The 24,624-nt window shown below is 70.0% G+C and carries 25 protein-coding genes; 7 read left to right on the plus strand and 18 right to left on the minus strand.

All coding sequences use genetic code 11. The features are described from left to right. Positions 1–3: 3 nt before the first annotated feature. Genes ABEG18_RS11470 through ABEG18_RS11485 form a run of 4 tightly spaced genes read left to right on the plus strand, consistent with a single transcriptional unit; the run spans position 4 to position 4,278 of the window. Positions 4–1,008 (plus strand): ABC transporter ATP-binding protein, encoded by a 1,005-nt coding sequence (locus tag ABEG18_RS11470; protein ID WP_406858187.1) that lies wholly within the window; start codon positions 4–6, stop codon positions 1,006–1,008. Next, the gene (locus ABEG18_RS11475) at positions 1,005–1,775 is read left to right on the plus strand and encodes an L-iditol 2-dehydrogenase (RefSeq protein ID WP_406858188.1); all 771 of its coding nucleotides are present in this window, start codon (positions 1,005–1,007) and stop codon (positions 1,773–1,775) included. Before ABEG18_RS11470 ends, ABEG18_RS11475 begins: the two co-directional genes overlap by 4 nt. A gap of 12 nt (positions 1,776–1,787) precedes the next feature. After that, positions 1,788–2,564: an SDR family NAD(P)-dependent oxidoreductase gene (locus ABEG18_RS11480; RefSeq protein WP_406858189.1), complete on the plus strand. Its 777-nt coding sequence runs from the start codon at positions 1,788–1,790 to the stop codon at positions 2,562–2,564. A 34-nt stretch (positions 2,565–2,598) separates the two neighbouring features. Next, a complete protein-coding gene (locus ABEG18_RS11485) occupies positions 2,599–4,278 on the plus strand; it encodes an FGGY-family carbohydrate kinase (protein WP_406858190.1) in 1,680 nt (559 codons plus the stop codon). 111 nt (positions 4,279–4,389) lie between these two features. Here ABEG18_RS11485 and guaA read toward each other — a convergent pair whose 3' ends face one another. From guaA to infA, 10 genes are all read right to left on the minus strand, one after another. Then, entirely contained in the window at positions 4,390–5,979 is a 1,590-nt protein-coding gene (guaA, locus tag ABEG18_RS11490) for a glutamine-hydrolyzing GMP synthase (RefSeq protein ID WP_406858191.1), read from the minus strand. 38 nt (positions 5,980–6,017) lie between these two features. Beyond that, a complete protein-coding gene (locus ABEG18_RS11495; protein ID WP_406858192.1) occupies positions 6,018–7,319 on the minus strand; it encodes an RsmB/NOP family class I SAM-dependent RNA methyltransferase in 1,302 nt (433 codons plus the stop codon). Positions 7,320–7,332: 13 nt separating this feature from the next. After that, entirely contained in the window at positions 7,333–7,743 is a 411-nt protein-coding gene (locus ABEG18_RS11500) for an MAPEG family protein (RefSeq protein ID WP_406858193.1), read from the minus strand. A gap of 4 nt (positions 7,744–7,747) precedes the next feature. Beyond that, positions 7,748–9,226, minus strand: coding sequence for an IMP dehydrogenase (gene guaB, locus ABEG18_RS11505; RefSeq protein ID WP_406858194.1), 1,479 nt, complete (start codon positions 9,224–9,226; stop codon positions 7,748–7,750). Positions 9,227–9,392: 166 nt separating this feature from the next. Next, a complete protein-coding gene (locus tag ABEG18_RS11510) occupies positions 9,393–10,193 on the minus strand; it encodes an RlmE family RNA methyltransferase (RefSeq protein ID WP_406858195.1) in 801 nt (266 codons plus the stop codon). Continuing rightward, entirely contained in the window at positions 10,190–11,317 is a 1,128-nt protein-coding gene (locus ABEG18_RS11515) for a Ppx/GppA phosphatase family protein (protein WP_406858196.1), read from the minus strand. Before ABEG18_RS11515 ends, ABEG18_RS11510 begins: the two co-directional genes overlap by 4 nt. A gap of 209 nt (positions 11,318–11,526) precedes the next feature. Continuing rightward, complete coding sequence (locus ABEG18_RS11520) at positions 11,527–11,943, minus strand: PleD family two-component system response regulator (protein ID WP_406858197.1); 417 nt, start codon at positions 11,941–11,943, stop codon at positions 11,527–11,529. Positions 11,944–12,113: 170 nt separating this feature from the next. Continuing rightward, positions 12,114–12,542, minus strand: a complete 429-nt coding sequence (arfB, locus tag ABEG18_RS11525) for an alternative ribosome rescue aminoacyl-tRNA hydrolase ArfB (RefSeq protein WP_406858198.1) — start codon at positions 12,540–12,542, stop codon at positions 12,114–12,116. Positions 12,543–12,611: 69 nt separating this feature from the next. Beyond that, complete coding sequence (locus ABEG18_RS11530) at positions 12,612–14,084, minus strand: DHA2 family efflux MFS transporter permease subunit (protein WP_406858199.1); 1,473 nt, start codon at positions 14,082–14,084, stop codon at positions 12,612–12,614. Between the two features lie 135 nt (positions 14,085–14,219). Next, positions 14,220–14,498, minus strand: a complete 279-nt coding sequence (infA, locus tag ABEG18_RS11535) for a translation initiation factor IF-1 (RefSeq protein WP_406858200.1) — start codon at positions 14,496–14,498, stop codon at positions 14,220–14,222. A 223-nt stretch (positions 14,499–14,721) separates the two neighbouring features. Here infA and ABEG18_RS11540 point away from each other — a divergent pair, with 223 nt between their 5' ends. Further along, positions 14,722–14,895, plus strand: a complete 174-nt coding sequence (locus ABEG18_RS11540; protein ID WP_406858201.1) for a DUF1328 domain-containing protein — start codon at positions 14,722–14,724, stop codon at positions 14,893–14,895. A 105-nt stretch (positions 14,896–15,000) separates the two neighbouring features. Here ABEG18_RS11540 and ABEG18_RS11545 read toward each other — a convergent pair whose 3' ends face one another. From ABEG18_RS11545 to ABEG18_RS11565, 5 genes are all read right to left on the minus strand, one after another. After that, the gene (locus tag ABEG18_RS11545; RefSeq protein WP_406858202.1) at positions 15,001–15,612 is read right to left on the minus strand and encodes an MOSC domain-containing protein; all 612 of its coding nucleotides are present in this window, start codon (positions 15,610–15,612) and stop codon (positions 15,001–15,003) included. Between the two features lie 71 nt (positions 15,613–15,683). After that, positions 15,684–16,823: a L,D-transpeptidase gene (locus tag ABEG18_RS11550; protein WP_406858203.1), complete on the minus strand. Its 1,140-nt coding sequence runs from the start codon at positions 16,821–16,823 to the stop codon at positions 15,684–15,686. Positions 16,824–16,919: 96 nt separating this feature from the next. Next, positions 16,920–17,813, minus strand: coding sequence for an extensin family protein (locus tag ABEG18_RS11555; protein ID WP_406858204.1), 894 nt, complete (start codon positions 17,811–17,813; stop codon positions 16,920–16,922). 78 nt (positions 17,814–17,891) lie between these two features. Then, positions 17,892–19,013 carry a transglycosylase SLT domain-containing protein gene (locus tag ABEG18_RS11560; RefSeq protein WP_406858205.1) on the minus strand — a complete coding sequence of 374 codons (1,122 nt, stop codon included), beginning with the start codon at positions 19,011–19,013 and terminating at the stop codon, positions 17,892–17,894. Positions 19,014–19,331: 318 nt separating this feature from the next. Then, complete coding sequence (locus tag ABEG18_RS11565; RefSeq protein WP_406858206.1) at positions 19,332–19,787, minus strand: DUF6496 domain-containing protein; 456 nt, start codon at positions 19,785–19,787, stop codon at positions 19,332–19,334. A gap of 157 nt (positions 19,788–19,944) precedes the next feature. Here ABEG18_RS11565 and gnd point away from each other — a divergent pair, with 157 nt between their 5' ends. After that, entirely contained in the window at positions 19,945–20,994 is a 1,050-nt protein-coding gene (gene gnd, locus ABEG18_RS11570) for a phosphogluconate dehydrogenase (NAD(+)-dependent, decarboxylating) (protein WP_406858207.1), read from the plus strand. Further along, positions 20,991–21,527, plus strand: coding sequence for a gluconokinase (locus ABEG18_RS11575; protein ID WP_406858208.1), 537 nt, complete (start codon positions 20,991–20,993; stop codon positions 21,525–21,527). Before gnd ends, ABEG18_RS11575 begins: the two co-directional genes overlap by 4 nt. 628 nt (positions 21,528–22,155) lie before the next feature. Here the strand turns inward: ABEG18_RS11575 and ABEG18_RS11580 are convergent. Genes ABEG18_RS11580 through ABEG18_RS11590 form a run of 3 tightly spaced genes read right to left on the minus strand, consistent with a single transcriptional unit; the run spans position 22,156 to position 24,586 of the window. Continuing rightward, positions 22,156–22,575: a hypothetical protein gene (locus tag ABEG18_RS11580; protein WP_406858209.1), complete on the minus strand. Its 420-nt coding sequence runs from the start codon at positions 22,573–22,575 to the stop codon at positions 22,156–22,158. Next, the gene (locus ABEG18_RS11585; protein WP_406858596.1) at positions 22,572–23,039 is read right to left on the minus strand and encodes a DNA polymerase III subunit chi; all 468 of its coding nucleotides are present in this window, start codon (positions 23,037–23,039) and stop codon (positions 22,572–22,574) included. Before ABEG18_RS11585 ends, ABEG18_RS11580 begins: the two co-directional genes overlap by 4 nt. A 2-nt stretch (positions 23,040–23,041) precedes the next feature. Further along, a complete protein-coding gene (locus ABEG18_RS11590) occupies positions 23,042–24,586 on the minus strand; it encodes a leucyl aminopeptidase (RefSeq protein WP_406858210.1) in 1,545 nt (514 codons plus the stop codon). Positions 24,587–24,624: the final 38 nt, after the last annotated feature.

Raw genomic sequence — 24,624 nt, forward strand, 5'->3', positions numbered from 1 at the left:
CACATGGGCAGCATCACCCTTCAAGGCGTCCACAAGGCGTTCGGCGACATCCGCATCATCCAGGACGTGGATCTGCAGGTCGAGGAAGGCTCCTTCGTGGTCTTCGTCGGGCCGTCCGGCTGCGGCAAGTCCACGCTGCTGCGGCTGATCGCCGGGCTGGAGGACGTATCGGACGGCCGCATCCTGATCGACGGCCAGGACATGACCAGCACGCCGCCCGCCCGGCGCGGTCTCTCGATGGTGTTCCAGTCCTATGCGCTCTATCCGCATATGAGCGTGCGCGGGAACATCGGCTTCGGGCTGCGGATGGCCAACATTCCGAAGGCCGAGATCGAGCGGCGGGTGGCGGCGGCGGCCGACAAGCTTAACCTGACGCCCTATCTGGACCGCAAGCCGCGCCAGCTCTCCGGCGGCCAGCGCCAGCGCGTCGCCATCGGCCGCGCCATCGTGCGCGAGCCCAAGGCATTCCTGTTCGACGAGCCGCTCTCCAACCTCGACGCGGCGCTGCGCGTGCAGATGCGGCTGGAGATCGCGCGCCTGCAGAAGAGCCTCGCCACCACCACGGTCTACGTCACCCATGACCAGATCGAGGCCATGACGATGGCCGACCGCATCGTGGTGCTGAACGCCGGGCGCATCGAACAGACCGGCACGCCGCTGGAGCTCTACGAGCGGCCCGCCAACCTGTTCGTGGCGGGCTTCATCGGCTCGCCGCGCATGAATTTTTTGGCCGCCGACTACGCGGCCGCGCATGGCGCCGCGACCATCGGGTTCCGGCCGGAACACGTCGCGATCTCCCGGGACGGCGCCGGGATCAAGGGCGTCGTGGGCGCGGCCGAGCACCTGGGCAGCGACACGCTGCTCTATGTCGACCTGCCCGGCCGCGAGAGCGTGACCGTGCGCACGCTGGGCGACGTCGCCTTCGCTGTCGGCGACACCGTCGCGCTGCGGCCGGACCCGGCCCGCATCCACCGCTTCGACACGAACGGAAAGGCGATCAGACCATGAGGCTTAGCGGCAAGGTCGCGGTGGTGACGGGCGGCGCGCGCGGCATCGGCCGCGCCATCGTCGAGCGGTTCGCCCGGGAAGGCGCCCGGGTGGTCGTGGCCGACATCCTGGCGGAGGACGCGCAGTCGCTCGCCGACACGCTGGGCGGCGACGCCATGGCGGTCGCGCTCGACGTGACCCGCCGCGACAGCATCGACGCCATGGTGCGCGACGTCGTCGCCCGGAGGGGCGGCATCGACATCCTGGTCAACAACGCCGCCATCTTCGACATGGCCCCCATCGTGGAGGTGACGGAGGAGAGCTGGGACCGGCAGTTCGCGATCAACACGAAGGGGCTGTTCTTCACCCTGCAGGCCGTCGCCAAGCAGATGATCGCGCAGGGCCGGGGCGGGAAGATCATCAACATGGCGAGCCAGGCCGGACGGCGCGGCGAGGCGCTGGTGTCGGTCTACTGCGCCAGCAAGGCGGCCGTGATCTCGATCACGCAGTCGGCCGGGCTCGGCCTGATCAAGCACCGCATCAACGTCAACGGCATCGCGCCGGGCGTGGTCGACACGCCCATGTGGGACGCCGTGGACGCGCTGTTCGCGCGCTACGAGAACCGCCCGCTGGGCGAGAAGAAACGCCTCGTCGGCGAGGCCGTGCCCTTCGGGCGCATGGGCGTGCCGGAGGATCACGCCGGCGCCGCCGCGTTCCTGGCGTCGGCTGACGCCGACTACGTCGTGGCGCAGACGCTGAACGTCGACGGCGGCAACTGGATGAGCTGAAGGAAAACCATCATGTATCTCGAAAAACTGAAGCTCGACGGCCGCGTCGCGGTCGTCACCGGGGCCGGCCAGGGCATCGGGGCGGCCTGCGCGCGGGCGCTCGGCGAAGCGGGCGCGACCGTGGTGGTGGCCGACATGCGGCAGGAGCGCGTCGACGCCTGCGTGGCCGAGCTCGCAGGCCTCGGCATCGCCGCGCATGGGCTGGCGCTCGACGTCACCCAGTCGGCCGCCGTGGACGCCGCTGCCGCGGACGTGGTCGCCCGGTTCGGCAGGGTCGACATCCTGGTCAACAACGCCGGCGTGGCGGTGAGCGACGTGCGCGCCGAGGACACCAGCGACAGCCACTGGCGTCACCACATGGACGTCAATGTGGACGGGCTGTTCTGGTGCTGCCGCGCCTTCGGGCGGCGCATGCTGGAGCAGGGCTCGGGCGCGATCGTGAACATCGGCTCGATGTCGGGCTTCATCGTCAACAAGCCGCAGCCGCAGAGCTTCTACAACGCCTCCAAGGCGGCCGTGCATCACCTCACGCGCTCGCTCGCGGCTGAATGGGGCGCGCGGGGCGTGCGCGTCAACGCCGTCGCGCCGACCTATATCAAAACGCCGCTGACCTCCTTCGGCATCAAGGAGAATCCGGACATGTACAAGGTCTGGCTCGAGATGACGCCGATGGGGCGGGTCGGCCAGCCGGACGAGATCGCCTCCGTGGTCCACTTCCTCGCCTCCGACGCGTCGAGCCTCATGACGGGCTCGATTGTGGTGGCGGATGGCGGCTATACCTGCTGGTGACGCGCCCGTTCGAGGCGCGCGCCGGGAGGACGCCATGGCCGATCCGTTGACGCCAGCCGACGCCACGCGGATGCGGCCCGCCCGCTCGCTCTTCATCGGGGTGGACGTCGGGACGGGCAGCGCCCGGGCGGGCGTGTTCGACGCCGCGGGCGCGCTTCTCGGCGTCGGCCGGGAGGCGATCCAGATCTGGCGCGATCCGGGCGATTTCGTCGAGCAATCCTCCGACGACATCTGGCGCGCCTGCTGCGTGGCGGTGCACGGCGCGATGGCGGAGGCCGGGGCGACGGCGACCGAGATCGGCGGGCTGGCCTTCGACGCGACCTGCTCCATAGCTGTCGTGGCCGAGGGCGGCGCGCCCTTGCCGGTCGGCCGGCATGGCGACCCGCGCCGCAACGTCATCGTGTGGATGGACCACCGCGCTGTAGCCGAGACGGCGGCCATCAACGCCGGCGGCCACGCGGTGCTGGACTATGTCGGCGGCGCCATCTCGCCCGAGATGCAGACGCCGAAGCTGCTCTGGCTGAAGCGCCACTTGCCCGAGACGTTCGCGCGCGCCGGCCACTTCTTCGACCTGTCGGACTTCCTCACCTGGAAGGCGACCGGCGACGCCGCGCGATCGTCCTGCACGGTGACCTGCAAATGGACCTACCTCGCCCATGCCGACCGGTGGGACCCGGCCTTTTTCCGGGCGGTCGGGCTGGAGGAGATCGCCGACGAAGGGTTCCGGCGGATCGGCGAGCGGATCGCGCCGCCCGGCGCGCCGCTGGGAGCGGGACTGACCGCCGAGGCGGCCGAGATGCTGGGGCTTCTGCCTGGAACGGCCGTCGCCGCCTCGCTGATCGACGCCCATGCGGGGGCGCTCGGCACCGTCGGCAGCCTTGACCCGGATGGGAACGCGCCCTCGGCGGTGCGCCGGCTCGCCTACATCATCGGCACTTCGGCCTGCATCATGTCCTCCACGGTGGAGGCGCAGTTCGTGCCCGGCATCTGGGGGCCATACCGTTCGGCGCTGCTGCCGGAGTTCTGGCTCAACGAGGGCGGGCAGTCGGCGGCGGGCGCCGCCATCGACCATCTGGTGCGCCAGCACCCGGCCTTTCCGGCGCTCGCGGAGGCCGCGAAGGCCGCCGGCGCCGACGTGCTGGCCCTGCTGGAAGCCGAGATCCTGTCGCGCTTCGCATCGCCGGCCGAGGCTTGCGCGCTGGCGCGGGACGTCCACGTCCTGCCCGACTTCCTGGGCAACCGCTCGCCTTACGCCGACCCGGACGTGCGCGGAGCCGTGCTCGGGCTCGATCTCAACGCCGACCGCGACAGCCTCGCGCGCCTCTATCTGGCGGCCCTATGCGGTCTCGGCTACGCCGCAGCCGAGGTCGTGGAGGCGCTTTCGGCCCGGGGAGGCCAGGCCGACACGATCGTGGCCAGCGGCGGCGGCGCCCGCTCGGCCCTCGTGCGGCAGATCATCGCCGACGCCACCGGACTGCCGGTCGCGGTGCCGACGACGGCGGAGCCGGTGCTGCTCGGCTCGGCCATGCTGGCCGCCGTCGCGGCCGGCCGCTACCCCAGCCTGGCCAGCGCCATGCCGGCCATGTCCCGCATCGCCAGCACGGTGTCGCCCAGCGCCGGCCCGATCCGGGAGCTCCACGCCGCCAAGCGCCGCATCTTCGACCGGCTGCGCCTGCTCGACCGCGACGCGCGAACCGCCATGGCGGCGGTTTGACGCCTGCGCTCACCGCCGGGATGGCGAATCGGCCCACGGAGACCGATGTCCAACGCCCGCGCCGTAACGCTCAGGCTGGAACCCGGGCGCGCAAGGCCGAGCCCGAGCGGATCACTCCCACTCGATCGTGCCGGGCGGCTTTGAGGTCACGTCGTAGACGACGCGGTTGATGCCGCGGACTTCGTTGATGATGCGGGTCGCGGCGCGGCCCAGGAAGGTCATGTCGAAGGGGTAGAAGTCCGCCGTCATGCCGTCGACGGAGGTCACGGCGCGCAGCGCGCAGACGCTGTCATAGGTGCGCCCGTCGCCCATCACGCCCACCGTGCGCACCGGCAACAGGACCGCGAAGGCCTGCCAGATGTCGTCATAGAGGCCGGCCCGGCGGATCTCCTCCAGGTAGATCTCGTCAGCGAGCCGCAGGATGTCGCACTTGTCCTTCGTGACCTCGCCCGGGATGCGGATGGCGAGGCCCGGCCCCGGGAACGGATGCCGGCCGACGAAGCCCTCCGGCAGGCCGAGTTCGCGGCCGAGCGCCCGGACCTCGTCCTTGAAGAGCTCGCGCAGCGGCTCCACCAGCTTCATGTTCATGCGCTCGGGCAGGCCGCCCACATTGTGGTGCGACTTGATGGTGACGGACGGGCCGCCCGTGAAGGAGACGCTCTCGATGACGTCGGGATAGAGCGTGCCCTGGGCCAGGAAGTCCGCCCCGCCGATCGTCTTGGCCTCGGCCTCGAACGTCTCGATGAAGAGGCGCCCGATGGTCTTGCGCTTGGCCTCCGGGTCGGTGACCCCGGCGAGCGCGCCCAGAAACGCCTCCTCGGCGTCCACATGCACCAGCGGGATGTTGTAGCTGTCGCGGAACAGGGCGACGACCTTCTCGGCCTCGGCGAGGCGCAGCAGGCCGTGGTCGACGAACACGCAGGTCAGCTGGTCGCCGATCGCCTCGTGGATCAGCACCGCGGCGACGGCGGAATCGACGCCGCCCGACAGGCCGCAGATCACCCGGCCCTTCCCGACCTGGGCGCGGATGCGGGCGATGGCCTCCTCGCGGAACGCCTTCATGGACCAGTCGCCGTCACAGCCGGCGATCCGCCGCACGAAATTGCGGATCAGCGCCGCCCCGTGCGGGGTGTGGATCACTTCCGGGTGGAACATCAGGCCGTAATAGCCCCGCGCGGCGTCGCCGATCACCGCATAGGGCGCGTTCGGCGAAACGCCGAAGCGGGTGAAGCCCGGCGGCAGGCGCGTGATGCGGTCGCCATGGCTCATCCAGACCGGGTAGCGCTCGCCCTTGCGCCAGACGTCCTGGAACAGCGGCGCCTCGTCCAGCACCTCCACTTCGGCGCGGCCAAACTCGCGGTGATGGCCGCCCTCGACCTCGCCGCCGAGCTGCGCCGCCATGGCCATCTGGCCATAGCAGATCCCCAGCACCGGCACGCCGCTGTCGAAGATCGCCTGCGGCGCGCGCGGGCTGCCTTCCTCATGCACCGATTCAGGCCCGCCCGACAGGATCACGGCCCTCGGCTTCATGCGCCGGAAGGCCTCCTCGGCCGACTGGAAGGGCACGATCTCCGAATAGACCCCCTCCTCCCGGACCCGGCGCGCGATGAGCTGGGTCACCTGGCTGCCGAAGTCCACGATGAGAATCTTGTCGTGCTGATTCTCGGTGGCGAGGGGTCCGGATGCTGGGGCTTGGGTCATGGCGCTCGGGTCGGTTCGGGGCTTTCGGATGAGGGCGGTCAGTCGCGGCGTCGCAGCAGGGAGACGTAGAATCCGTCCGTGCCGGTGCGCAGCGGGCTCATCTGCACGCCGTGGCCGCCGGCGCTGACGAAGTCGGCCAGAGGCGTGAGGCCGGCGTCGGCCGCCGCGCCCGCGGGATCGAGGGCCTCGAAACGTCCGCTGCGGGCCAGGAAGGTCTCCACCGCGCCGTCATTCTCGGCCGGCAGCACCGAACAGGTCACATAGGCGATGCGCCCGCCTGGCTTCACCATCGTGGCGGCGCGGTCGAGCACGGCGGCCTGTTCGGCGATGCGCGTCTCCAGGCTGGTGGGGCGCACGCGCCACTTGGCGTCCGGGTTGCGGCGCCAGGTGCCCACGCCCGTGCAGGGCGCGTCGACCATCACGAGGTCGGCGTGGCCGCGCACGTCGGAGAGCGGCTCCAGGTCGTCGCGACCCTTCTGGGCCTTGACCTGGACGTTGCGCGCGCCCGCCCGGGTGAGCCGGTCGAAAATGGGCGCGAGGCGCCGCTTGTCGCTGTCGGTCGCGAAGATCTGCCCGCGATTGTCCATCTGCGCCGCCAGCGCCAGCGTCTTGCCGCCTCCGCCGGCGCACAGGTCGACGACCTGCATGCCGGGGTCGGCGGCCGCCATCAGGGCGGCGAGCTGCGAGCCTTCGTCCTGGATCTCGATCCAGCCCTTCTGGAAGGCGGGCTCGGCCTGCACGGCGGGGGCGCGCGCGTCCTCCCCCAGCGTGATGCGCAGCCCGATCGGCGACAGCGGCGTCGGCTCGGCCCCGAAATGGGCCAGCTCGGCCAACGCCTTCTCGCGGTCGACCTTGAGCGTGTTGACCCGCATGTCGACGGGCGCGCGGGCGGCCAGGGCCGCCATCTCGGCGGCGCGGTTCTCCCCGAAGGCGTCGGCCAGCGGCCGGTCCAGCCATTCCGGATAGTCGCCCGCCACCCAGGCGGGCGCGCCCTCCAGCGTCCGCGTCTCGAGCGCGGCGCGCTCATGGTCGGTTAGCGGCTCGGGGGCGAAGCGGTCGCCCGAGCACAGCGCCGCGATCCGCTCGGCGTCCCAGCCGCGCGACAGCTTCAGCGCGCCCAGCAGCACGGCGCGCGGCGTCTCCGCTTCCATGAGCCAGGCGGACGAGGCCTTCCGGCGCAGGGCGTCATAGACGAGGCTGCCGATGGCGGAGCGGTCGCCCGAGCCGGCGAAGCGGTGCGAGAGGCCCCAGTCCTTCAGGGCGTCGCCGGCCGGCCGTCGGCGGGCGTCGATATCGGCCAGGACTTCGATGGCGGCGGAGAGGCGTGCGGCGGGGGTCATGGAACGAACCGGGTCATGGAAACAGCAGCCTCAGGACGATTAACGCCCACATGATGATCAGCACGGCGACGCCGGCCAGGAAGATGCGAAAGCGGGTCGGCACGTCGTTGCCGCCCGTGTGCACGACGGCGTGGAGCACGCGCGTCACCACGAACAGCCACGCCAGCGTCACCATCAGGATATCGGTCGCCCGGATGAAGATGGCGACGCCCGCCAGCGCATAGAAGAGCACCGGCGTCTCGAACTGGTTGGCGTAGTTGTTGCTGAACTTGCGCACGTCCTCCGGCCAGGCCTCGGACGAAACCGCGATCTGCGACATCCGCACGCGCTTGCTCTTGAGGGCCTTGAACCGGGCGCCGCCGGTGGCGAACAGCATCACGAAGGTGAGGAGGATCTGGGCGAGGACCGGATAGACCAGCGCCATGAGCTCAGGCCCTGCCCGGGTAGTTCGGGCTCTCGCGGGTGATCGTCACGTCGTGGACGTGGCTCTCGCGCAGCCCCGCCGAGGTGATGCGCACGAACTGGGCCCGCTCGCGCAACTGGGCGAGGGTCGCCGCTCCCACATAGCCCATGGCGGCGCGCAGACCGCCGGCGAGCTGGTGCAGCACGCCGCCGACAGGCCCCTTATAGGCCACCTGGCCCTCGATGCCCTCGGGCACGAGCTTCAGGGCGTCCTTGATGTCCTGCTGGAAGTAGCGGTCGGCGGAGCCGCGCGCCATGGCGCCCACCGAACCCATGCCCCGGTAGGCTTTGTAGGACCGGCCCTGGTAGAGGAACACCTCACCGGGGCTTTCATCCGTGCCGGCCAGCAGCGAGCCCACCATGGCGCATTCGGCCCCGGCGGCGAGCGCCTTGGCGAGGTCGCCGGAGAACTTGATGCCGCCGTCGGCGATGATCGGGATGTCCGCCTTCAGGCCGACCTCGCAGGCGTCCATGATGGCGGTGAGCTGCGGCACGCCGACGCCGGCCACGATGCGGGTGGTGCAGATGGAGCCCGGCCCGATGCCGATCTTCACGGCGTCCGCGCCGGCGTCGATCAGGGCGCGCGTCCCGTCGGCGGTGGCGACGTTTCCGGCCATCACCTGCACGGAGTTCGACAGCTTCTTGATCCGGGTCACCGACTCCAGCACGCGCTGGGAATGGCCGTGCGCCGTATCGACCACGATGACGTCGCAGCCTGCGTCGATGAGCATCTCGGCGCGCAGGAAGCCCGTTTCGCCGACCGTGGTGGCCGCCGCCACCCGCAGGCGCCCCGCCTCGTCCTTGGACGCATTGGGGTGGGTGACCTGCTTCTCCATGTCCTTGACGGTGATCAGACCGATGCAGCGATAGTGGTCGTCCACCACCAGCAGCTTCTCGATGCGGAACTGATGCAGCAGCCGCTTGGCCTCGTCCTGGCCCACGCCCTCGCGCACGGTGATGAGCCGGTCCTTGGTCATCAGCTCGGAAACGGGCTGCTCGGGGCTGGTGGCGAAGCGCACGTCGCGGTTGGTCAGGATGCCGACCAGCATGCCGGGCTTGCCGGCCGGGCCGCGCTCCACGACCGGGATGCCGGAGATGGTGTGGCGGCGCATCAGGTCGAGCGCGTCGGAGAGCGTCTCGTCCGGATGGATGGTGACGGGGTTCACCACCATGCCGCTCTCGAACTTCTTGACCTTGCGCACCTCGGCGGCCTGCGCGTCGGGATCGAAATTGCGGTGCAGGACGCCCAGCCCGCCCGCCTGCGCCATGGCGATGGCCATGGGGGCCTCGCTCACAGTGTCCATGGCGGAGGAGATGATGGGCAGCGAAAGGCGGATCGTGCGGGTCAGGCGGGTGGAGACGTCCACCTCGCCGGGCATGACTTCGGAGTGCCCGGGCTGCAGGAGCACGTCATCGAATGTGAGCGCTTCGCGGATGATCGCCATGGCCAACTCCTCTGCCCCATCGGATATACGAAAATAGCGCTGCGGGAAGGGGCCCGGCGCTTCTGAACGAGTTGGCGCGTGCAGTTAGCACGCCCCGGCGAGAGTCGAAAGGATTTTGCAGCGCAGCAGAGGCATGACAGGCCTGCGGAGGACCGCGCGCCCTCCGCTAGGCCTTGGCCTCCGGCGGCCTCGGCGCCCCGGGGTTCCACCCGGTGTCCTCCGGCGTCTCGTCGAAGCCGCGGACGCGCTCGTCGCGATCCAGTCCCGCGGCCCGGCCGCGAAAGCCGGTGGCCAGCACATAGAGCTCGGCCGAGCCGGCGCGGCTCGCCGCGGGCTTCACGTGCCGCACAGTGGTGAAGTCGCGCTTCAGGTTCGCCAGGAGCGTGCTCTCGGTCCCGCCCTGCAGGACCTTCGCCACGAAGGCGCCGCCGGGGGCCAGGATCTCGCGGGCGAACTCGATGGCGAGCTCGGCCAGCGCCACGATCTTCAGATGGTCGGTCTTCTTGTGGCCGGTGGCGTTGGCGGCCATGTCGGACATGACCACGTCGGCCGGGCCGCCCAGCATCGCCTTCAGGCGCTCGGGTGCGTCCGCGTCGAGGAAGTCCATCACGGTGAACTCGACGCCCGGGATGGGATCGATGTCGAGGAGGTCGATGCCGATCACCCTCCCCTTGCCCCCCACGGAGCCCACCTTGCGGGCCGCGATCTGCGACCAGCCGCCGGGCGCGGCGCCGAGGTCGACGACCTTCTGGCCCGGCTTCAGCAGGTGGAACTTCTCGTCCATCTCGATGAGCTTGTAGGCGGCGCGGGAGCGGTAGCCCTCGCGCTTGGCCTGCGCCACATAGGGATCGTTTAGCTGCCGCTCCAGCCACCGCGTCTGCGAAACGGTGCGCTTCTTGGCGGTTTTGACCCTCTGCTTCAGCGACCGGCCGCCCTCGCGGCCCGATCCGGAACCCGGGGCGCTCACGAGTTCGGCCTCCGGCCAGGTCCCCACACGCCGTCCTCATCCATCAACTGCATCAAAATTCCTTCGCGCAAGCCGCGATCGGCGATGCGCAGCCGCCGGGACGGAAAAGTCCGGCGGATCGCTTCGAGAATGGCGCAGCCGGCGAGAACGAGGTCGGCGCGCTCGTTGCCGATGCACGGGTTGGCAGCCCTATCCTCGAACGACATGCCGAGCAACTGCTCGATGACGGCCGAGACGTCGTCGTCCTGCATCCAGACGCCGTCCACCTGCCGCCGGTCATAGCGCTTCAGGCCGAGATGCACGCCCGCGATGGTGGTGACCGTGCCCGAGGTCCCCAGAAGATGGAACCGGTCGCAGCGGCGCGCGGTCGCAAGCTCCGCCGCGAACCCCGCCATGAGGCCCTTCACTTCGGCGACCATCGCCTCGAAGCCCGGCCGGTCCACGACGATGCCGCCATGCCGCTCGGCCAAGGTGACCACTCCGACCGGCAGGGACGTCCAGGCCTTGACCCGCTGGCGCAGGCTTCGCCTGTCCCGGGCCGAACCGCTCAGCCAGGCGAGTTCGGAGGAGCCGCCGCCGATGTCGAACAGCATGGCGCCCTCGGCGTGCGGATCCGCCAGCGCGGCGCATCCGGCGACGGCGAGATGCGCCTCCGTCTCGCGGTCGACGACCTCCAGGTCGAGGAAGGTCTCCTCGCGCACACGGGCGATGAATTCGGCGCCGTTCTCGGCCGCCCGGCACGCCTCCGTGGCGATCAGGCGGGCGCGCGTGACGCCGCGCGCCTCCATCTTGGTCCGGCACACATGGAGCGCGTCGATGGTCCGGTCGATCGCGGTCTCGCGCAGGCGGCTGGAGCCGCCGAGCCCCTCGCCGAGCCGGACGATGCGCGAGAAGGCGTCCACGACCCGGAACCCGTCGCCGGAGGGCCGCGCCACCAGGAGGCGGCAATTGTTGGTGCCGAGGTCCAGCGCCGCATAGGTCCGGTGGTCACGGGCGCGGCCGTGGCCCGCATAACCCGGGGCGGATCGGCCCGGCCCGGAATACGGGTTCGCGATCGGCGCGCCGCCGATGAGGACGGACGGTCCGACGGTCGATCGGCCCACGGCGACAGGGGGCTGCCGCAAGCTGGCGCTCGCCGCTGCGGAACCCGGATCTGTCTCTGCGAACGCTGCGGCTCCTCCATCTTCGACCGGCGACACCGTCGGCACCTCTCAATCCACTTGGAATCGAGCTTAGCAACGGCACAGGCTTCATCACAAGGAGCACGGAGACGCAGAGAGCGACCGCAGTCGTTTTCTGGCGTCAAATCGACCTCATCACGACGAGCGATGGGTCAGCGCCGGCGCGTGAGCTCTTTCATCAGCGGCTCTTCGCTGCGCGACAGGTTGATCCGACCGGATTTGATGATCGACTCCACCCGGCTCCAGATGGCGCTGTGGGTCAGCGGCTTGGAGACGATGTCGCGGATGCCGACGTCGAGCGCGTTGTCGATGAGTTCGGGCGACGGCTGCGCCGTCATCAGCAGCACGGGCGACTGGAAGTTCGGCACCCGCCGCAAGGCGCGGGCGACGTCGATGCCCCCCACATGCGGGAGCTCGTCCGAGACGATCAGCAGATCGGGATTGGACCGCAGCGTCGTCTTGATCGCGTTGGATCCGTCGGACGCATCCAAGAACCGCTTCACGCCGGAGATGCGCAACGTGTCCCGAACGATGCGCCGCGTGAACTCGCTGGAATCAGCGACAAGCACCAGAATGTCCGGGAAACGGGGATTGCCAATCATTGTTCTCGTTCCTTCAACAGGCGAACAACATGGCAGGGAAGTATTGCGAGACGCTGAATCGCGCGGGTCCAAATCAACTTTTGTTCATCTATCGCGATAATTGTATCTTGTTGTATTAAACGTGGGAGTTGCAGACCCTAGTCTTCGGACGGCCGCCCTGTCCGCATTTTCTTGACCCCGGCCCGTTTCGACTTGGAATCGAGGCGCCGCGTCTTGGAGGCCAGCGTCGGACGGGTCGGACGGCGCACTTTCGGGGCCACGGCGGCCCGCCTGACCAGTTCGACCAGGCGATCCAGCGCGTCCTGCCGGTTTCGCTCCTGCGTCCGGAAGCGCTGGGCGCTGATGATCAGGATCCCGTCATTGGTCAACCTGCTCCCGGCCAGCCGGGACAGCCGGGCCCGGACGGGCTCCGGCAGCGACGGCGAGCCCGCCACGTCGAAGCGCAGCTGCACCGCCGTTTCGACCTTGTTGACGTTCTGGCCTCCCGGCCCGGACGCGCGCACGAAGGTCTCCTGGACCTCGCTCTCGTCCAGCGTGATGTGCGAGTTGATCGGAATGGAGGCCATCGGTCTCGGCTGAGGTCGGAATCATCTCGCAGGGGCGAAGCCGCATCCTAGCCGAATTCCGGCGAGGCATCAGGGCTTGTCGGCCGGTCCCATCTTGGCGGCGAGCGGCGCGCCGCCGCTGACCGGCCTCGCCACGAGCGACGCGCCGGCGCCGAGCGGCAGCGAGCGCCAGAAGATCACCGCCGACGACATGGAGATCAGCCCGATCAGGCCGAACACCCACGCGAAATGGCTGGGCGAGAGCACGTCGCCGCCCGCCACGCGGCTGACGGCCTCCAGCCCCAGGGCCGCGATCGAGACCCCGATGGAGCCCGAGAGCTCCTGCAGCACCGCCGCGAAGGTCGTCGCCCGCGACAGCTTGGAGGCCGGCATGTCGGCGTAGGCGACCGCGTTGATGGACGTGAACTGCAGCGAGCGCAGGAACCCGCCGGTCACCAGCACGGCCAGCATCAGCAGGACCGGCGTGGACGCTCCGAAGCCCGCCGGCGCGGCGACCAGCACCGAGGACAGCACGGCGTTGACCACCAGCACGCGGCGAAAGCCGAAGCGGCGCAGGATGGGCGACGCCACGATCTTCATCACCAGCGAACCGACGCCGGCCGCGAAGGTGGTGAGGCCCGAGCGGAACGCGTCATAGCCGAAGCCCGCCTGGAGCAGCAGCGGCAGCAGGAACGGCGTCGCCCCCACGCCCACCCGAAACAGGAACCCGCCGGTCAGGCTCGCCCGGAAGGTCGGAAGCGACAGGAGCCGCAGGTCGATGATGGGCGATTCGGCCCTGAGCGCATGGCGCACATAGAGCGCCAGCAGCAGCGCGCCGCCCGCCACGAGGCCCGCCACCGCCGAACTCGGCAGGAGGTCCAGCCCCGCCAGGGTCGCGCCGGTCAGGAAGGCGGCGAGGCCCGGCCCGACCAGCAGGAATCCCAGCGTGTCGAACTTCGTGCGCGCATCCTCGCGGATGTCGGGGATGTGGATGGTCGCCAGCACGACGCCCAGCGCCGCGATCGGAATGTTGATCCAGAAGATCCAGCGCCAGTTGAAATAAGTCGTGATGAAGCCGCCGACCGGCGGCCCCAGAATCGGCCCGAGCAGCGCCGGGATGGTCAGCCAGGCGAGCGCGTCGACGATCTGGGAGCGATCGATCGTGCGCAGCACGACCAGCCGGCCCACCGGCACCATCATGGCGCCGCCCATGCCCTGGATGACCCTCGCGGCCACCAGCGTGCCGATGTCGGTGGAGAAACCGCATGCGACGGAGCCCGCGGCGAACACCACCATGGCGAGGCGGAAGATCACCCGCGCCCCGAACCGGTCGGCGAGCCAGCCCGACGCCGGGATGAAGATCGCCAGCGCCAGCAGGTAGGAGGTCAGCGCGAGCTTGAGATGGATCGGGTTGGCCCCGAGATCCGTCGCGATCGCCGGCAGCGAGGTGGCTAGAACCGTCGAATCCAGGTTTTCCATGAACAGCGCCGTCGCGACGATCAGCGGCACGAGCCGCTCGGGCGGCAGCGGAAAACGGGATGTCGGGGCGACGGCGTTTGGCATCGGGCGACGGCTCCGGGCGGGGGGCGAGAGGCCGGACTGGCCCCAATGCCACGATCCCGGGCGCCTTTCCAGCCTCGGCGCCGCCAAAAGCGACAGGGCATGTCTGCCCTGCGATGCGGTCGGCTTCAGCCGGCGTCAGCGGCGCCGGAACTGGCCCCGCGCCGGCGGCCGGACGCCCGGAGGTCCGGACCGCTCGTCCTTGTGGCGGAAGATCAGCCGCCCCTTCTCCAGATCGTAGGGCGACATCTCCACCGTCACCCGGTCGCCGGTCAGCGTCTTGATCCGGTGCTTCTTCATCTTGCCGGCCGTGTAGGCCACGATCTCGTGGCCGCCGTCGAGTTGGACCCGAAATCGGGCGTCCGGAAGGATCTCGGTGACGAGACCCTCAAACTCCATCAGTTCTTCCTTCGCCATGGCGCGTCCTGCGATAGTGACGACTCGCCGCGGCTCGAAACGGCGGGTCAGATTCCCGTTTTTCGAAGCTCATATGAGATGGACGCGCCCCGATGCAAGCCGCTTTGCGCCACGGCCGGGCGATGCTCGGCGGCCTTGGCCGGGCAGGAACCTTCCTGCATCGCTCGCGGTTAGCGCCGGGACATCCTCACCGGTCGCGAAAGACCCCTTCGGGAGACGCACGATGCTGAAATGGGCCCTCATTTTCCTGGTGATCTCGATCATCGCGGGCGCGCTGGGCTTCACGGGCCTGTCCTCCGCGGCCGGCAGGCTCGCCAAGATCCTGTTCGTGGTCGCGCTGGTGATCTTCGTCGTGCTGCTGGCCCTGGCCATGATGGCGGGCGAGGCGATCTTCTGACCGCTAAAGCATGCTGCGAAAAGGTGGAATCCGGCTTTTCGAACGAAGCATGCGACAATCAAGAAACCTAGACCATGCTGTGTTTCCATCAAAACACAGCATGGTCTAGGCGTAGATCCATTGCTCGGGGATGCGGACCTCCACCGCGTCCCCGGCGCGGATGAGGCCGGGACGCTCCACCCAGGCCACCAGGCCGCGCCGCCGACGGGCGGCCTGTACGAAGGCGAAGGGCGTGCGGGCGTCGCCTCCGCCGGCCTTCGCGACGGCGTGGCCCGACTTGCGGCAGGGCGCGTTCTGGTCCTCCACCGCCAGCGTCGCAGCCTGCGGAAATATCAGCCGCGAGCCGCGCGGCAGCATGGACAGCGCTGGAACGCCCTCGATGACGAGGTTGGCGCCCAGCCACGAGGGCTCGATCGCCGCAAGGCCGAGTTCCGACGCCACGATGGCGAGTTCGTCCTGGCTGACCAGCGAGAGATGACGGGAATTGCGGATCGGCGTCCCGCGCGGGAACCACGGAACCCGGGCGTCGGCCGGACGCGCCAATCCGCGGTGCCGTTCGCCCCGCAATCCGTCGAGCACGACGCCTTCGAAGTCGACCGTGACCTGATCGACGGGGCGGGTCTCAAACCCCTCCCCGTCCGCCGCCAGGACGGCCGCCACCCGGGCCCGGATGATGCGGGCCGGATGGATCGCCGTGTCTTCGCCCGCCTGCGACATGAGCCCCCGCTGAATCGCGGGGGACCATAGTCAGGCCTGGGCGATCACGCCAGCTCCGGCCTTCCTATCCGCTACTTGGCGGCCTTCTTGGCCGGGGCCTTCGCGGCGGGCTCGGGCGCAGGCTTGGGGTCGGCCGGCGGCGCGGCGGCGATCGCGCCGGTCGTCACATTGGCCGGGCTCGTGTCGTCGAACACGACGTCCACGCCCTTTTTCACCATCCCGGCGAGGTCCAGCGCGTCCCAATTGGTCAGGCGAACGCAGCCATGCGAGAAGCTGCGGCCGATGCGGCTCGGCTCCGGGGTGCCGTGGATGCCGTAGGTCGGCTCCGACAGGTCGATCCACACCGCCCCGACCGGGTTGTTGGGCCCCGCCGCGACCGTGAACTTCTCCTTGGTCTTCACGCCCTTGAACGCGAATTTCGGGTCGTAGTGATAGACCGGGTTCTTCGCCACGGCGGTGATCTTGAAGGAGCCGGACGGCGCCGGCTTGTCCTCGCTGCCGATCGACGCCGGGTATGCGGCCATCAGCGCGCCGCCCTGGTCGAAGGCGCGCAGCAGCCGGGCCTCCTTGTCGATCTCGACGCGGCCCACCTTGGCGTCCGAGCGAGGGCGCTCGACGTCGGGGACGAGGATCTCGTCGCCCGCCTTCTTGAAGGATTCCTTCGGGTTGAGCCGCCCCAGGAAGTCCTCGTCGACATGGAATTTCTCGGCGAACATCTCGCGCGGCGTCTTGTAGCCGAGCTTGTCCAGCTCAGCCTGCTTCTCCAGCTGGGCCGGGATCTTCTTGACGAAGGGACCCTTGAGGTCCGCCGGCTTGATCTCGTAGCGCGTCATGGCCGGCTTCTGATCGGCGTTGAGGGCGTCCCAGGTGGCCTGGTCGAGATTGCCGGTGACGGGCAGGTTGCGGGCCTGTTGGAAAGCGCCGAGCGCCTTGCGGAAGTTCTCGCCGTCCTTGCCGTCGATGGCGCCCGGCGAGAAACGCTGCCGGTCCAGGAGGACCTGGGCCTTGAGATATCCGGGAACGACCTTCGCCGGCTTCTTGTGGGCGTCGTCCGGCTTGGGCGCGGGCGCCTCCGGCGGCATGGCGGCCGCGTTGATCGTATCGAGGTCGAGCTTCACGGGAGCGGACCTGGCGGCTTTCGCCTCCGCCGCTCCGGTGAGCGCGGCGCCCGCCGCGCCGCTCAGCAAGAGCGCCCAGACAATCTTGTTCATCGTTTTCATCCCCGGCCCCGCTGGCGTCGTCCTTCATCAATGCCATGGCAGCGCTTGCGTTCCCGGCCGCCGCAACGGCGGCGGGTCGCGGCCTCGCTATTCGCAGATGCGATAGCCGCGGTTGCGGGCCCGCAGGTCGAGATGCAGATGGTCGGCGTGCTCGGCGTTGGCGCCGGGCCCCAGCACGGTGGTGAAATAGCGGCATGCGCCAGTGCGAACCGCAGCCGCGAAGCGCCCCTCCGGGGTGTCCGGCCCGGCATGGCCGACCGTGACGCTGGCCCGCTTCTCGAACTCGAAGCCCGACACGTCGACGCCGTTGGCGAAAGCGTGCTCGCTCAGCTTGGCGCCGGCCTGATGGTTCTGGGAGCGGCACTCATAGGACGTGCCGATGGCGATGCGCTTGGCCGGGGCGTTGAGTTCGCGATCGGCCGCGGCGCTGACCACGTCGCGCGACCACGTGCCGAGCGCTTCGGCGGCCGGACATGTGAGGGTGACGGGCGGCGCCAGCGTCACGCCGTCCGGAAGGCCGCTGACCTCGTAAGGCCGCGGCGCGCCGCAGGCCCCGTTCTCGATCGGCGGGAGGGGCTTGGCGACGACGCCCAGCCGGGCGAGCCGGTCCGCGCAGCCTTCGTCGTCGGGCCCGGGCGGCGTCTCGTCCTCCTTCGCCACGGGCCGGTTCTGCACCGGGGGCGGAAGGGTCTCCAGATCGCGCGGGCGTTCGGGGGGCAGCGGGGCGGCGACGGCCTGATCGCCGGCCTTGCCGTCGGGGGCTGCGCCGGGCTGGGAGGCTGGCCCTGGCTTCGCCTGGGGCTGCGCCCCGAACTCGGCGGGCCTGTCGGGCGGCAGCGGCGCGCCGCCTTCGCCGGTCGGACCGGGCGGGGACTGCGCCGCGGTCGAGGCGGCGTGCGCCGCGCTCAGGCCGAGCACGGCCAAAGCCGCCGCGGCGAGAAGCGTGGATCGGATGGCGGAAGGCGGTGCTGTTGTGCTCACCCTCCCCCAACGCTCACGCTGCGCCCAGGTTCGTCTGCAATCGCATGCGAGGCGCGACCGCGCCGAGGCTGTCCGTCCTCAGTCGTCGGTCCGGACGTCGGCGGCGGACGCGTAAACGGGGGCGCTGAAGCTTCCCACGCTGGTGTAGCGCTCCAGACGAACCGCGATCATGTCTTCGATGCGGCCATAGACCTCGCCGACGCTGAGCGGCTTGAGGCGCCGACCCTTGCTGGCGAAAAAGATCGACTTGTTGGCCCGCGCCGCCGAGGGGAATTCCTTCGAGGCGGCCTTCTCCGGCTTGGAGCGCTGCAGCTCCAGCAGCGTGGCGGCGTCCTGCGGGCCGAGGAAGTGCGTCAGATAGAGTTCGGCCGGCTTCAGGTCGCGGCCGATGCGGAACGCCACCTGGGCGCGGTCGCGCTTCATCAGCTCGCTCGCCATCACGGCGGCGATGTAGGGATCGCGGCGCAGGTCGAGGATGCGCTCGCGGTCCGACGGGGACTTCACCATCGGCTTCTCGCCCGAGGTGTCGATCAGCGAGGCCTCCCAGGCCAGGCCATGGCGCGACCCGTAGTCGTGCACGATCTCCAGCCAGGTCGACTCGATGAACTGGAACAGGCCCTGCGCCGAGGAGGTGGAGGCCTTCACCTCGGGGCGGAAGCTCGACTCCTTGTCGGCGAGCGCCATGAGGTAGACCGGGTCCACCTCGGCCTGCTCGGCCGCGCGCAGCATCGTCATCACCATCTTGCGCGGGATGCCGAGCGAACCGAAGCGCAGCTTCTCGTCGGGATCGGGCTGCATGATGCCGGCGGCCTTGGGCTGGCCGTCGGCGTCGACATCCGTATCGGCCTCGCCGGGCAGCGAGAACAGGCGGCCCTGGATGGTGCGCTCCGCGAACCCGGGAACGCTGTGGGCGATGGCCAGCGCGATCGCCGGCAGCCGGTCCCGATCGAACTCGCGGGCGGGGACGAAGGTCATGGACGGCGCCGTCGCGACGGCAGGCACGATGCCCGACAGGACGGTCCCGGCGACGATGGCGAAGCACCACCGCATGGCCTTGGCGGCCACCCCGGAACGGACTTTGTGGCTTTCCGGGAACACCTGGCGGGATTCTGCGTTATCGGCGTGATGAATGCCCGATACCGCGTCCCGTGAAGGCGCCGGATGACGCTCGGCCTGCTGGACGGCTTGCGTTTTCAGCATGATTTCTCCACGTGCGCCGTCGCCACGGGGGCGACAACTCGTTGTTAACCGTCCTTGAAGGTCGGATGTGGCCGGATTGCGGCGAGCCTTCACGCGTCCGTGAGACTACAGACGTCTAAACAGGCGAAACTGGCGCTCGTGGGCAGTCCATCACGCAAAGAGCAAGCTTAGCCATGCGGCCTGGCTGCGTGTTGCTATGACGCACGCCAAGCACAAACGGAACCGTTCAGCAGACGCTCGCCAGAGTGCTGGCGAGGATTGTGGAGCCCCGCAGCGGGCTACTTACATCGCAGCCGGTTTTTGATGGAACCACGCGCCTCAGGCCTTCAGCGCGCGCTCCAGCTGTCGCTTGCTCATGCGCGACCGGCCCGGTACGTCGCGTTTGCGCGCCTCGGCGTAGAGGTCCGCCTTGGTCTGTCCACCGTCGGCGGGGGCTGTCTTGGCGGCGCTCGTGTTGGCGCTCTTGGCGGTCGAGGCCCTGCCCCGAGGGGACGCGCCGGTCGCCTTCGCCATCGTCCGGTCCTGCGCGGCCTTGCCTTCCTTCCCGGCGAGCGCGGTCTCGCCGCGCTTCTCCTTCGCCTTGGTCCGGCGCAGGGCGGCGCGGTTCCTGGCGGGGCTTTCGCGGTTGCTCTCGCCGGCCTCGTGCAGGGCGATGGCGATCGCCTGCTTGGGGTTCTTCACCTTGCGCCCACCGGGTTGCTCTAGCTCGCCCTGCTTGAACTCGTGCATGACGCGCTCCACGGTCTTCTTCTGCTCGTCCGATGGCCTGGGCATCGTGGACCTCCCATCAACGTCCTGCCTTTCAACGCGTTTTCGCGTTTCGGGTTCGATGCGGGCCGCGTCGGGCCTCCGAGGCCGTTGACACCGGGGCGCTTTTCCCTTTCGTGACGGGTCCGCCAGCGGCGGTTGCAACAACGGTCGGAGAAGGACGATGCAGCTCGGAATGATCGGTCTGGGGCGCATGGGCGCCAACATCGTTCGCCGCCTGATGCGCAACGGGCATTCCTGCGTCGTCTATGACCGCAATCCGGAGCCGGGCCGCCAGCTGGCGGCGGATGGGGCGACCGCCGTCGCCGACCTCGCCGGCATGGTGGCGGCTTTGCAGGCGCCGCGCCGCATCTGGCTGATGCTGCCCGCCGGCCCCGTCACGGAAGCCACCCTGGGCGAGCTCGCCGCCCTGCTCTCGCCCGGCGACGTGCTGATCGACGGCGGCAACGCCTTCTGGAAGGACGACATCCGCCGCGCCGGCGAGCTGAAGGCCAAGGGGATCCACTATCTCGACGTCGGCACCAGCGGCGGCGTCTGGGGCCTGGAGCGCGGCTATTGCCTCATGATCGGCGGCCCCAAGGAGGTCGTCGACGCCATGGACCCGATCTTCGCCGCGCTGGCGCCGGGGATGGGCGACATCCCCCGCACGCCGGGCCGGACCGGCGACCCCCGCGTCGAGCAGGGCTACCTGCACGCCGGCCCGAGCGGCGCCGGGCATTTCGTCAAGATGATCCACAACGGCATCGAATACGGGATGATGCAGGCCATCGCCGAGGGCTTCGACATCCTGCGCCACGCCGACAGCCCGGAGCTTCCGGCCGAGCATCGCATGACGCTCGATGTCGCCGAGATCGCCGAGGTCTGGCGCCGCGGCAGCGTGATCACCTCCTGGCTGCTCGACCTCACCTCCTCCGCCCTGGCGTCGGATGGAGAACTGGCCGGCTATTCCGGCTTCGTCTCGGATTCAGGCGAGGGGCGCTGGACCGTGCAGGCCGCCGTCGAGGAGGCCGTGCCGGCCGAGGTGCTGACCGCCGCCCTCTACGCCCGCTTCCGCTCCCGGCAGGAGCACACCTTCGCCGAGAAGGTGCTGTCGGCCATGCGGATGGGCTTCGGCGGCCATGTCGAGCCGCCCGTGGCCAAGTCGGCCCCCGAGGCGACCGGGACCAGGGACGTCGAGATCAAGGGTCCGATCAGCAAGGGACCGGCGGCGTGACGCGTTCCGTTTCGCCGGCCGCTCCGGTCGGCGTCGTCATCATGGGCGTGGCGGGTTCGGGCAAGACCACGACCGCGCGCAACCTCTCCCGGGCGCTGGGCTGGGCCTATCGCGACGCCGACGAGTTCCACCCGCCGGAGAACATCGCCAAGATGAGTCGCGGCGAGCCTCTCACGGACGAGGACCGCTGGCCCTGGCTGCGCGCCATCGCGGCCTGGCTGGCGGAGCGCCTGGCGGCGGGCGAGAGCGTCATCGTCACCTGCTCGGCCCTCAAGCGCGCCTATCGGGACATCCTCGCCGCAGGTCGCCCGGATGTGCGGCTCGTGCTGCTGGCCGGCGACCGGGACCTGATCGGGGCCCGCATGAAGGCGCGCAAGCACCACTTCATGCCGACGAGCCTGCTCGACAGCCAGTTCGCCGCGCTCGAGCCGCCCGGGCCGGACGAGGGCGTCGTGACCGTGTCGGTCGTCCAGAGCCCCCGCGCCGTCGTCCACGACATCATCGCCTGCCTCGGGCTGGACGCGGCGGGCTGAGACCGCACGGGCTCCACGCTCCAGTCATCCCCGGCGGTGCGCAGCGCCTGGAAAGGATCGAGGAGGTTCGGCGAGGCGCGCCCGTCGCCCGGCCTCCTGGATCCCCTTCCCGCGCCTTCGGCGCGCCGGGGATGACGGGGCGTGTTGGGGAAGCCTGCAGCGCGCCCCCTCGCCCCGGAACGGGGAGAGGGTTGGGGTGAGGGGCGGCGGGCATCCCCTCATCCGACCTCGCTGCGCTCGGCTGCGTTCTCCCCGTACCGGGGAGAAGGAAACGCGCGTTTAGCTCCGCGACCTTTCGGCCCGGAGGGTGGAGGGCGGCGCGGAGCGGCGACGCTGGGGACCCCACGGCGAGTGGGGTGGTTGGAAAAGTGAGCCGGGAGGCCGCCAGGCCCCGCCGCTCCGCGCGCAGCGTTGGAGGATGAAAGGAAGATCCCGGGGCGCTTTCAGCCCCTTCGCGCTTCGCTGGTCGGATCTTGTCTTCCGTCCGCCGCTTCTGACCGGGTGGTGAGCCCGGCCTTCGACGGCCGCCGCCCCTGGTCCACGTCCTCACGCCTGCAGACGCCCCTCCGTGGACCAGAGCGCTCCCAACATAGGAATATTTTCTAAACCTGTCAAGCCGCCCTGCGCGTCAGCGCACGACCTTGACCAAGCGGTTGTCGGCGAAGAGGTAGAGCGCCTTGCCGGTCGGCTCCATGTAGAGGATCGTGGTCTCGCGCCGGGCGCGCGGGCTGGACCCCGTCTGCACGCTGAGCGGCTCGCCCTTGACGGCCACGAGTTCGCACTCGGTGAGGCCGATCAGCCCCTCCCCCTCCCGGCCGCGGAACTTCGACGGGTCGATCGACAGGTCCGCGGTGCAGCGCCCATCCTCCGCCACGACGGCCTCCGTGGTGGCGACGCGCGCCGTGGCGCTCTTGTCGTTGGCGAAGCCGCTGACCTCGACCGCGCAGCCGCCGAGCGCGGCCGCCAGCGCGGCGACGGCCCCGACGCGCAGCGCCAGCGCGCCGGCGTCCTCCAAGGCGGACCCGATGGCCCGCGCCGCATGCTTCATGCTTTTCTCTCCCAGCGACCCGTGTCGTTCTGCTGCCAGTAGCTCAATTCGACGGCGGGCGCCGACGGATCGCGTCCCTTGAGGCTCTTCCATACGACCCTCGCCGCCGCCACCGCCTCGTCGTCCCGGCCGTCGAAGATCAGGACCAGGCGCTGATAAGCGTCCGCGTCGGGCGGAATTGGGGCGCCGTCGACCAGGAAGCGCACCTGCGCCTGGTTCGGGTTGCCCAACTCGGTGGTGATCACGATAGGCTCGCGGGCCGCGCCCGGATCCTTGTCGGACGCGTGCGGCAGGAAGCTCTCCTCCGAGAAGGTCCAGAGATGGTCGTCCAGCGCCGCGACCCGCTCCGGCGAAGGCGCGTGCACCACGGCGCGCCAGCCGCGGGCGACGCTGCGCTCCAGCAGCTGCGGGAGCACGGCCTCCATGTCCTGCCGCAGCAGGTGGTAGAACAGGACCTCGGCCAGGATCAGCCCTCGTAGTGGTCCGCCACCAGGCGATCGAGAAGGCGCACGCCCCAGCCCGACGCCCAGCCGCGATTGGTCTCGCTCTGCGGCGAACCCATGCCGGTGCCGGCGATGTCGAGATGCGCCCAGGGCGTGTCGTTGACGAAGCGCTTCAGGAACTGCGCCGCCGTGATCGAGCCGGCGTGGCGGCCGCCGGAATTCTTCACGTCGGCGAACTTGCTGTCGATGATCTTGTCATAGGCGGCCGAGAGCGGCAGGCGCCACACCCCCTCCTTCGTCGCCTTGGCGGCGGACGACAGCTTCTCGCACAAGGCGTCGTCGTTGGAGAACAGCCCGGCGTTCTCCTGGCCGAGCGCGACCAGGACCGCGCCCGTCAGGGTGGCGAGGTCGATCATGAAGGCCGGCTTGAAGCGGTCCTGCACGTACCAGAGCACGTCGGCCAGCACGAGGCGGCCTTCGGCGTCGGTGTTGATGATCTCGATGGTCTGGCCCGACAGCGAGCGGACGATGTCGCCGGGGCGCTGGGCGTTGCCGTCGGGCATGTTTTCCACGAGGCCGATCACCCCGATGGCGTTCACCTTGGCCTTACGGGCGGCCAGCGCGTGCATGAGGCCGACCACGCAGGCCGCGCCGGCCATGTCGCCCTTCATGTCCTCCATGCTGGCGGAGGGCTTGATCGAGATGCCGCCGGAATCGAAGCAGACGCCCTTGCCGATGAAGGCGACGGGCTTCGCGCCGTCCTTGGCGCCCTTTCCGGCGTCCTTGCCGGCCTCCTTGCCGCCGCCCTTCGCGCCGTTCCAGCGCATCACGACGACGCGGCTTTCCTTGCGCGAGCCCTGGCCCACGGCCAGCAGCGCCCGCATGCCGATCTTCTCCAGCTTCTTCTCGTCGAGGATCTCGACCTCGACGCCGAGCTTCTCCAGCTGCGCCGCGCGGCGGGCGAACTCCTCCGGGTCGAGCACGTTCGGCGGCTCGTTGACGAGGGTGCGGGCCAGCATCACGCCCTCGCCGATCGCCTCGCGGGCGCGGTGGGCCTTGCCGGCCGCCTTGGGATCGGCCACGGCGATGACCACGTCGACCTCGCCGGCCGCCTCGTCGTCGGGCTTCTTGGTCTTGTACTTGTCGAACGCGTAGGCGCGCAGCGTCATGCCGAGCGCGAGATCGGCCGCCGCCTCCGCGTCGTTGCGCAGGCCGGCGGGGCCCTCGTGGAACAGCAGCGTGACGGACTTGCTCTTGCCCACCCGGCCCAGGACGGCGCCGCCGAGGCCGACGTAGTCCGTCTCGGCGCGCTCGGACGCCCCGCCGACGCCGACCACGACGAGCCGCGACGCCTGGAGCCCGGGAGGCGCGAGGATCGACAGGCCGCTGGACGCCTTGCCCTTGAAGCTCTCCGCCGCCACGGCCCGCGCGATCGCGTCGGCGGCGGGCTTGCCGATCATCTCATGCACGCTGGAGGGAAGCGTGAGGTCGTCTCCCATGAGAACGACCAGGGCGCCGGACGCAGGCAGGCTCGGGGCCGCGAAGGAGACTTTCAGACGCTCTGACATGCAAACGCTCCGGACGGGTGCGGGAGAAACGATCGGGA

It is taken from the genome of Alsobacter sp. KACC 23698, from assembly GCF_045348435.1.
Lineage (GTDB): Bacteria > Pseudomonadota > Alphaproteobacteria > Rhizobiales > Beijerinckiaceae > Alsobacter.

Coding starts and splice junctions, on each gene's coding strand:
- ABEG18_RS11470 (WP_406858187.1), top strand. CDS start 4: ATGGGCAGCATCACCCTTCAAGGCGTCCACAAGGCGTTCGGCGACATC.
- ABEG18_RS11475 (WP_406858188.1), top strand. CDS start 1,005: ATGAGGCTTAGCGGCAAGGTCGCGGTGGTGACGGGCGGCGCGCGCGGC.
- ABEG18_RS11480 (WP_406858189.1), top strand. CDS start 1,788: ATGTATCTCGAAAAACTGAAGCTCGACGGCCGCGTCGCGGTCGTCACC.
- ABEG18_RS11485 (WP_406858190.1), top strand. CDS start 2,599: ATGGCCGATCCGTTGACGCCAGCCGACGCCACGCGGATGCGGCCCGCC.
- guaA (WP_406858191.1), bottom strand. CDS start 5,979: ATGACCCAAGCCCCAGCATCCGGACCCCTCGCCACCGAGAATCAGCAC.
- ABEG18_RS11495 (WP_406858192.1), bottom strand. CDS start 7,319: ATGACCCCCGCCGCACGCCTCTCCGCCGCCATCGAAGTCCTGGCCGAT.
- ABEG18_RS11500 (WP_406858193.1), bottom strand. CDS start 7,743: ATGGCGCTGGTCTATCCGGTCCTCGCCCAGATCCTCCTCACCTTCGTG.
- guaB (WP_406858194.1), bottom strand. CDS start 9,226: ATGGCGATCATCCGCGAAGCGCTCACATTCGATGACGTGCTCCTGCAG.
- arfB (WP_406858198.1), bottom strand. CDS start 12,542: ATGGCCTCCATTCCGATCAACTCGCACATCACGCTGGACGAGAGCGAG.
- ABEG18_RS11530 (WP_406858199.1), bottom strand. CDS start 14,084: ATGCCAAACGCCGTCGCCCCGACATCCCGTTTTCCGCTGCCGCCCGAG.
- infA (WP_406858200.1), bottom strand. CDS start 14,498: ATGGCGAAGGAAGAACTGATGGAGTTTGAGGGTCTCGTCACCGAGATC.
- ABEG18_RS11540 (WP_406858201.1), top strand. CDS start 14,722: ATGCTGAAATGGGCCCTCATTTTCCTGGTGATCTCGATCATCGCGGGC.
- ABEG18_RS11545 (WP_406858202.1), bottom strand. CDS start 15,612: ATGTCGCAGGCGGGCGAAGACACGGCGATCCATCCGGCCCGCATCATC.
- ABEG18_RS11550 (WP_406858203.1), bottom strand. CDS start 16,823: ATGAACAAGATTGTCTGGGCGCTCTTGCTGAGCGGCGCGGCGGGCGCC.
- ABEG18_RS11560 (WP_406858205.1), bottom strand. CDS start 19,013: ATGCTGAAAACGCAAGCCGTCCAGCAGGCCGAGCGTCATCCGGCGCCT.
- ABEG18_RS11565 (WP_406858206.1), bottom strand. CDS start 19,787: ATGCCCAGGCCATCGGACGAGCAGAAGAAGACCGTGGAGCGCGTCATG.
- gnd (WP_406858207.1), top strand. CDS start 19,945: ATGCAGCTCGGAATGATCGGTCTGGGGCGCATGGGCGCCAACATCGTT.
- ABEG18_RS11580 (WP_406858209.1), bottom strand. CDS start 22,575: ATGAAGCATGCGGCGCGGGCCATCGGGTCCGCCTTGGAGGACGCCGGC.
- ABEG18_RS11590 (WP_406858210.1), bottom strand. CDS start 24,586: ATGTCAGAGCGTCTGAAAGTCTCCTTCGCGGCCCCGAGCCTGCCTGCG.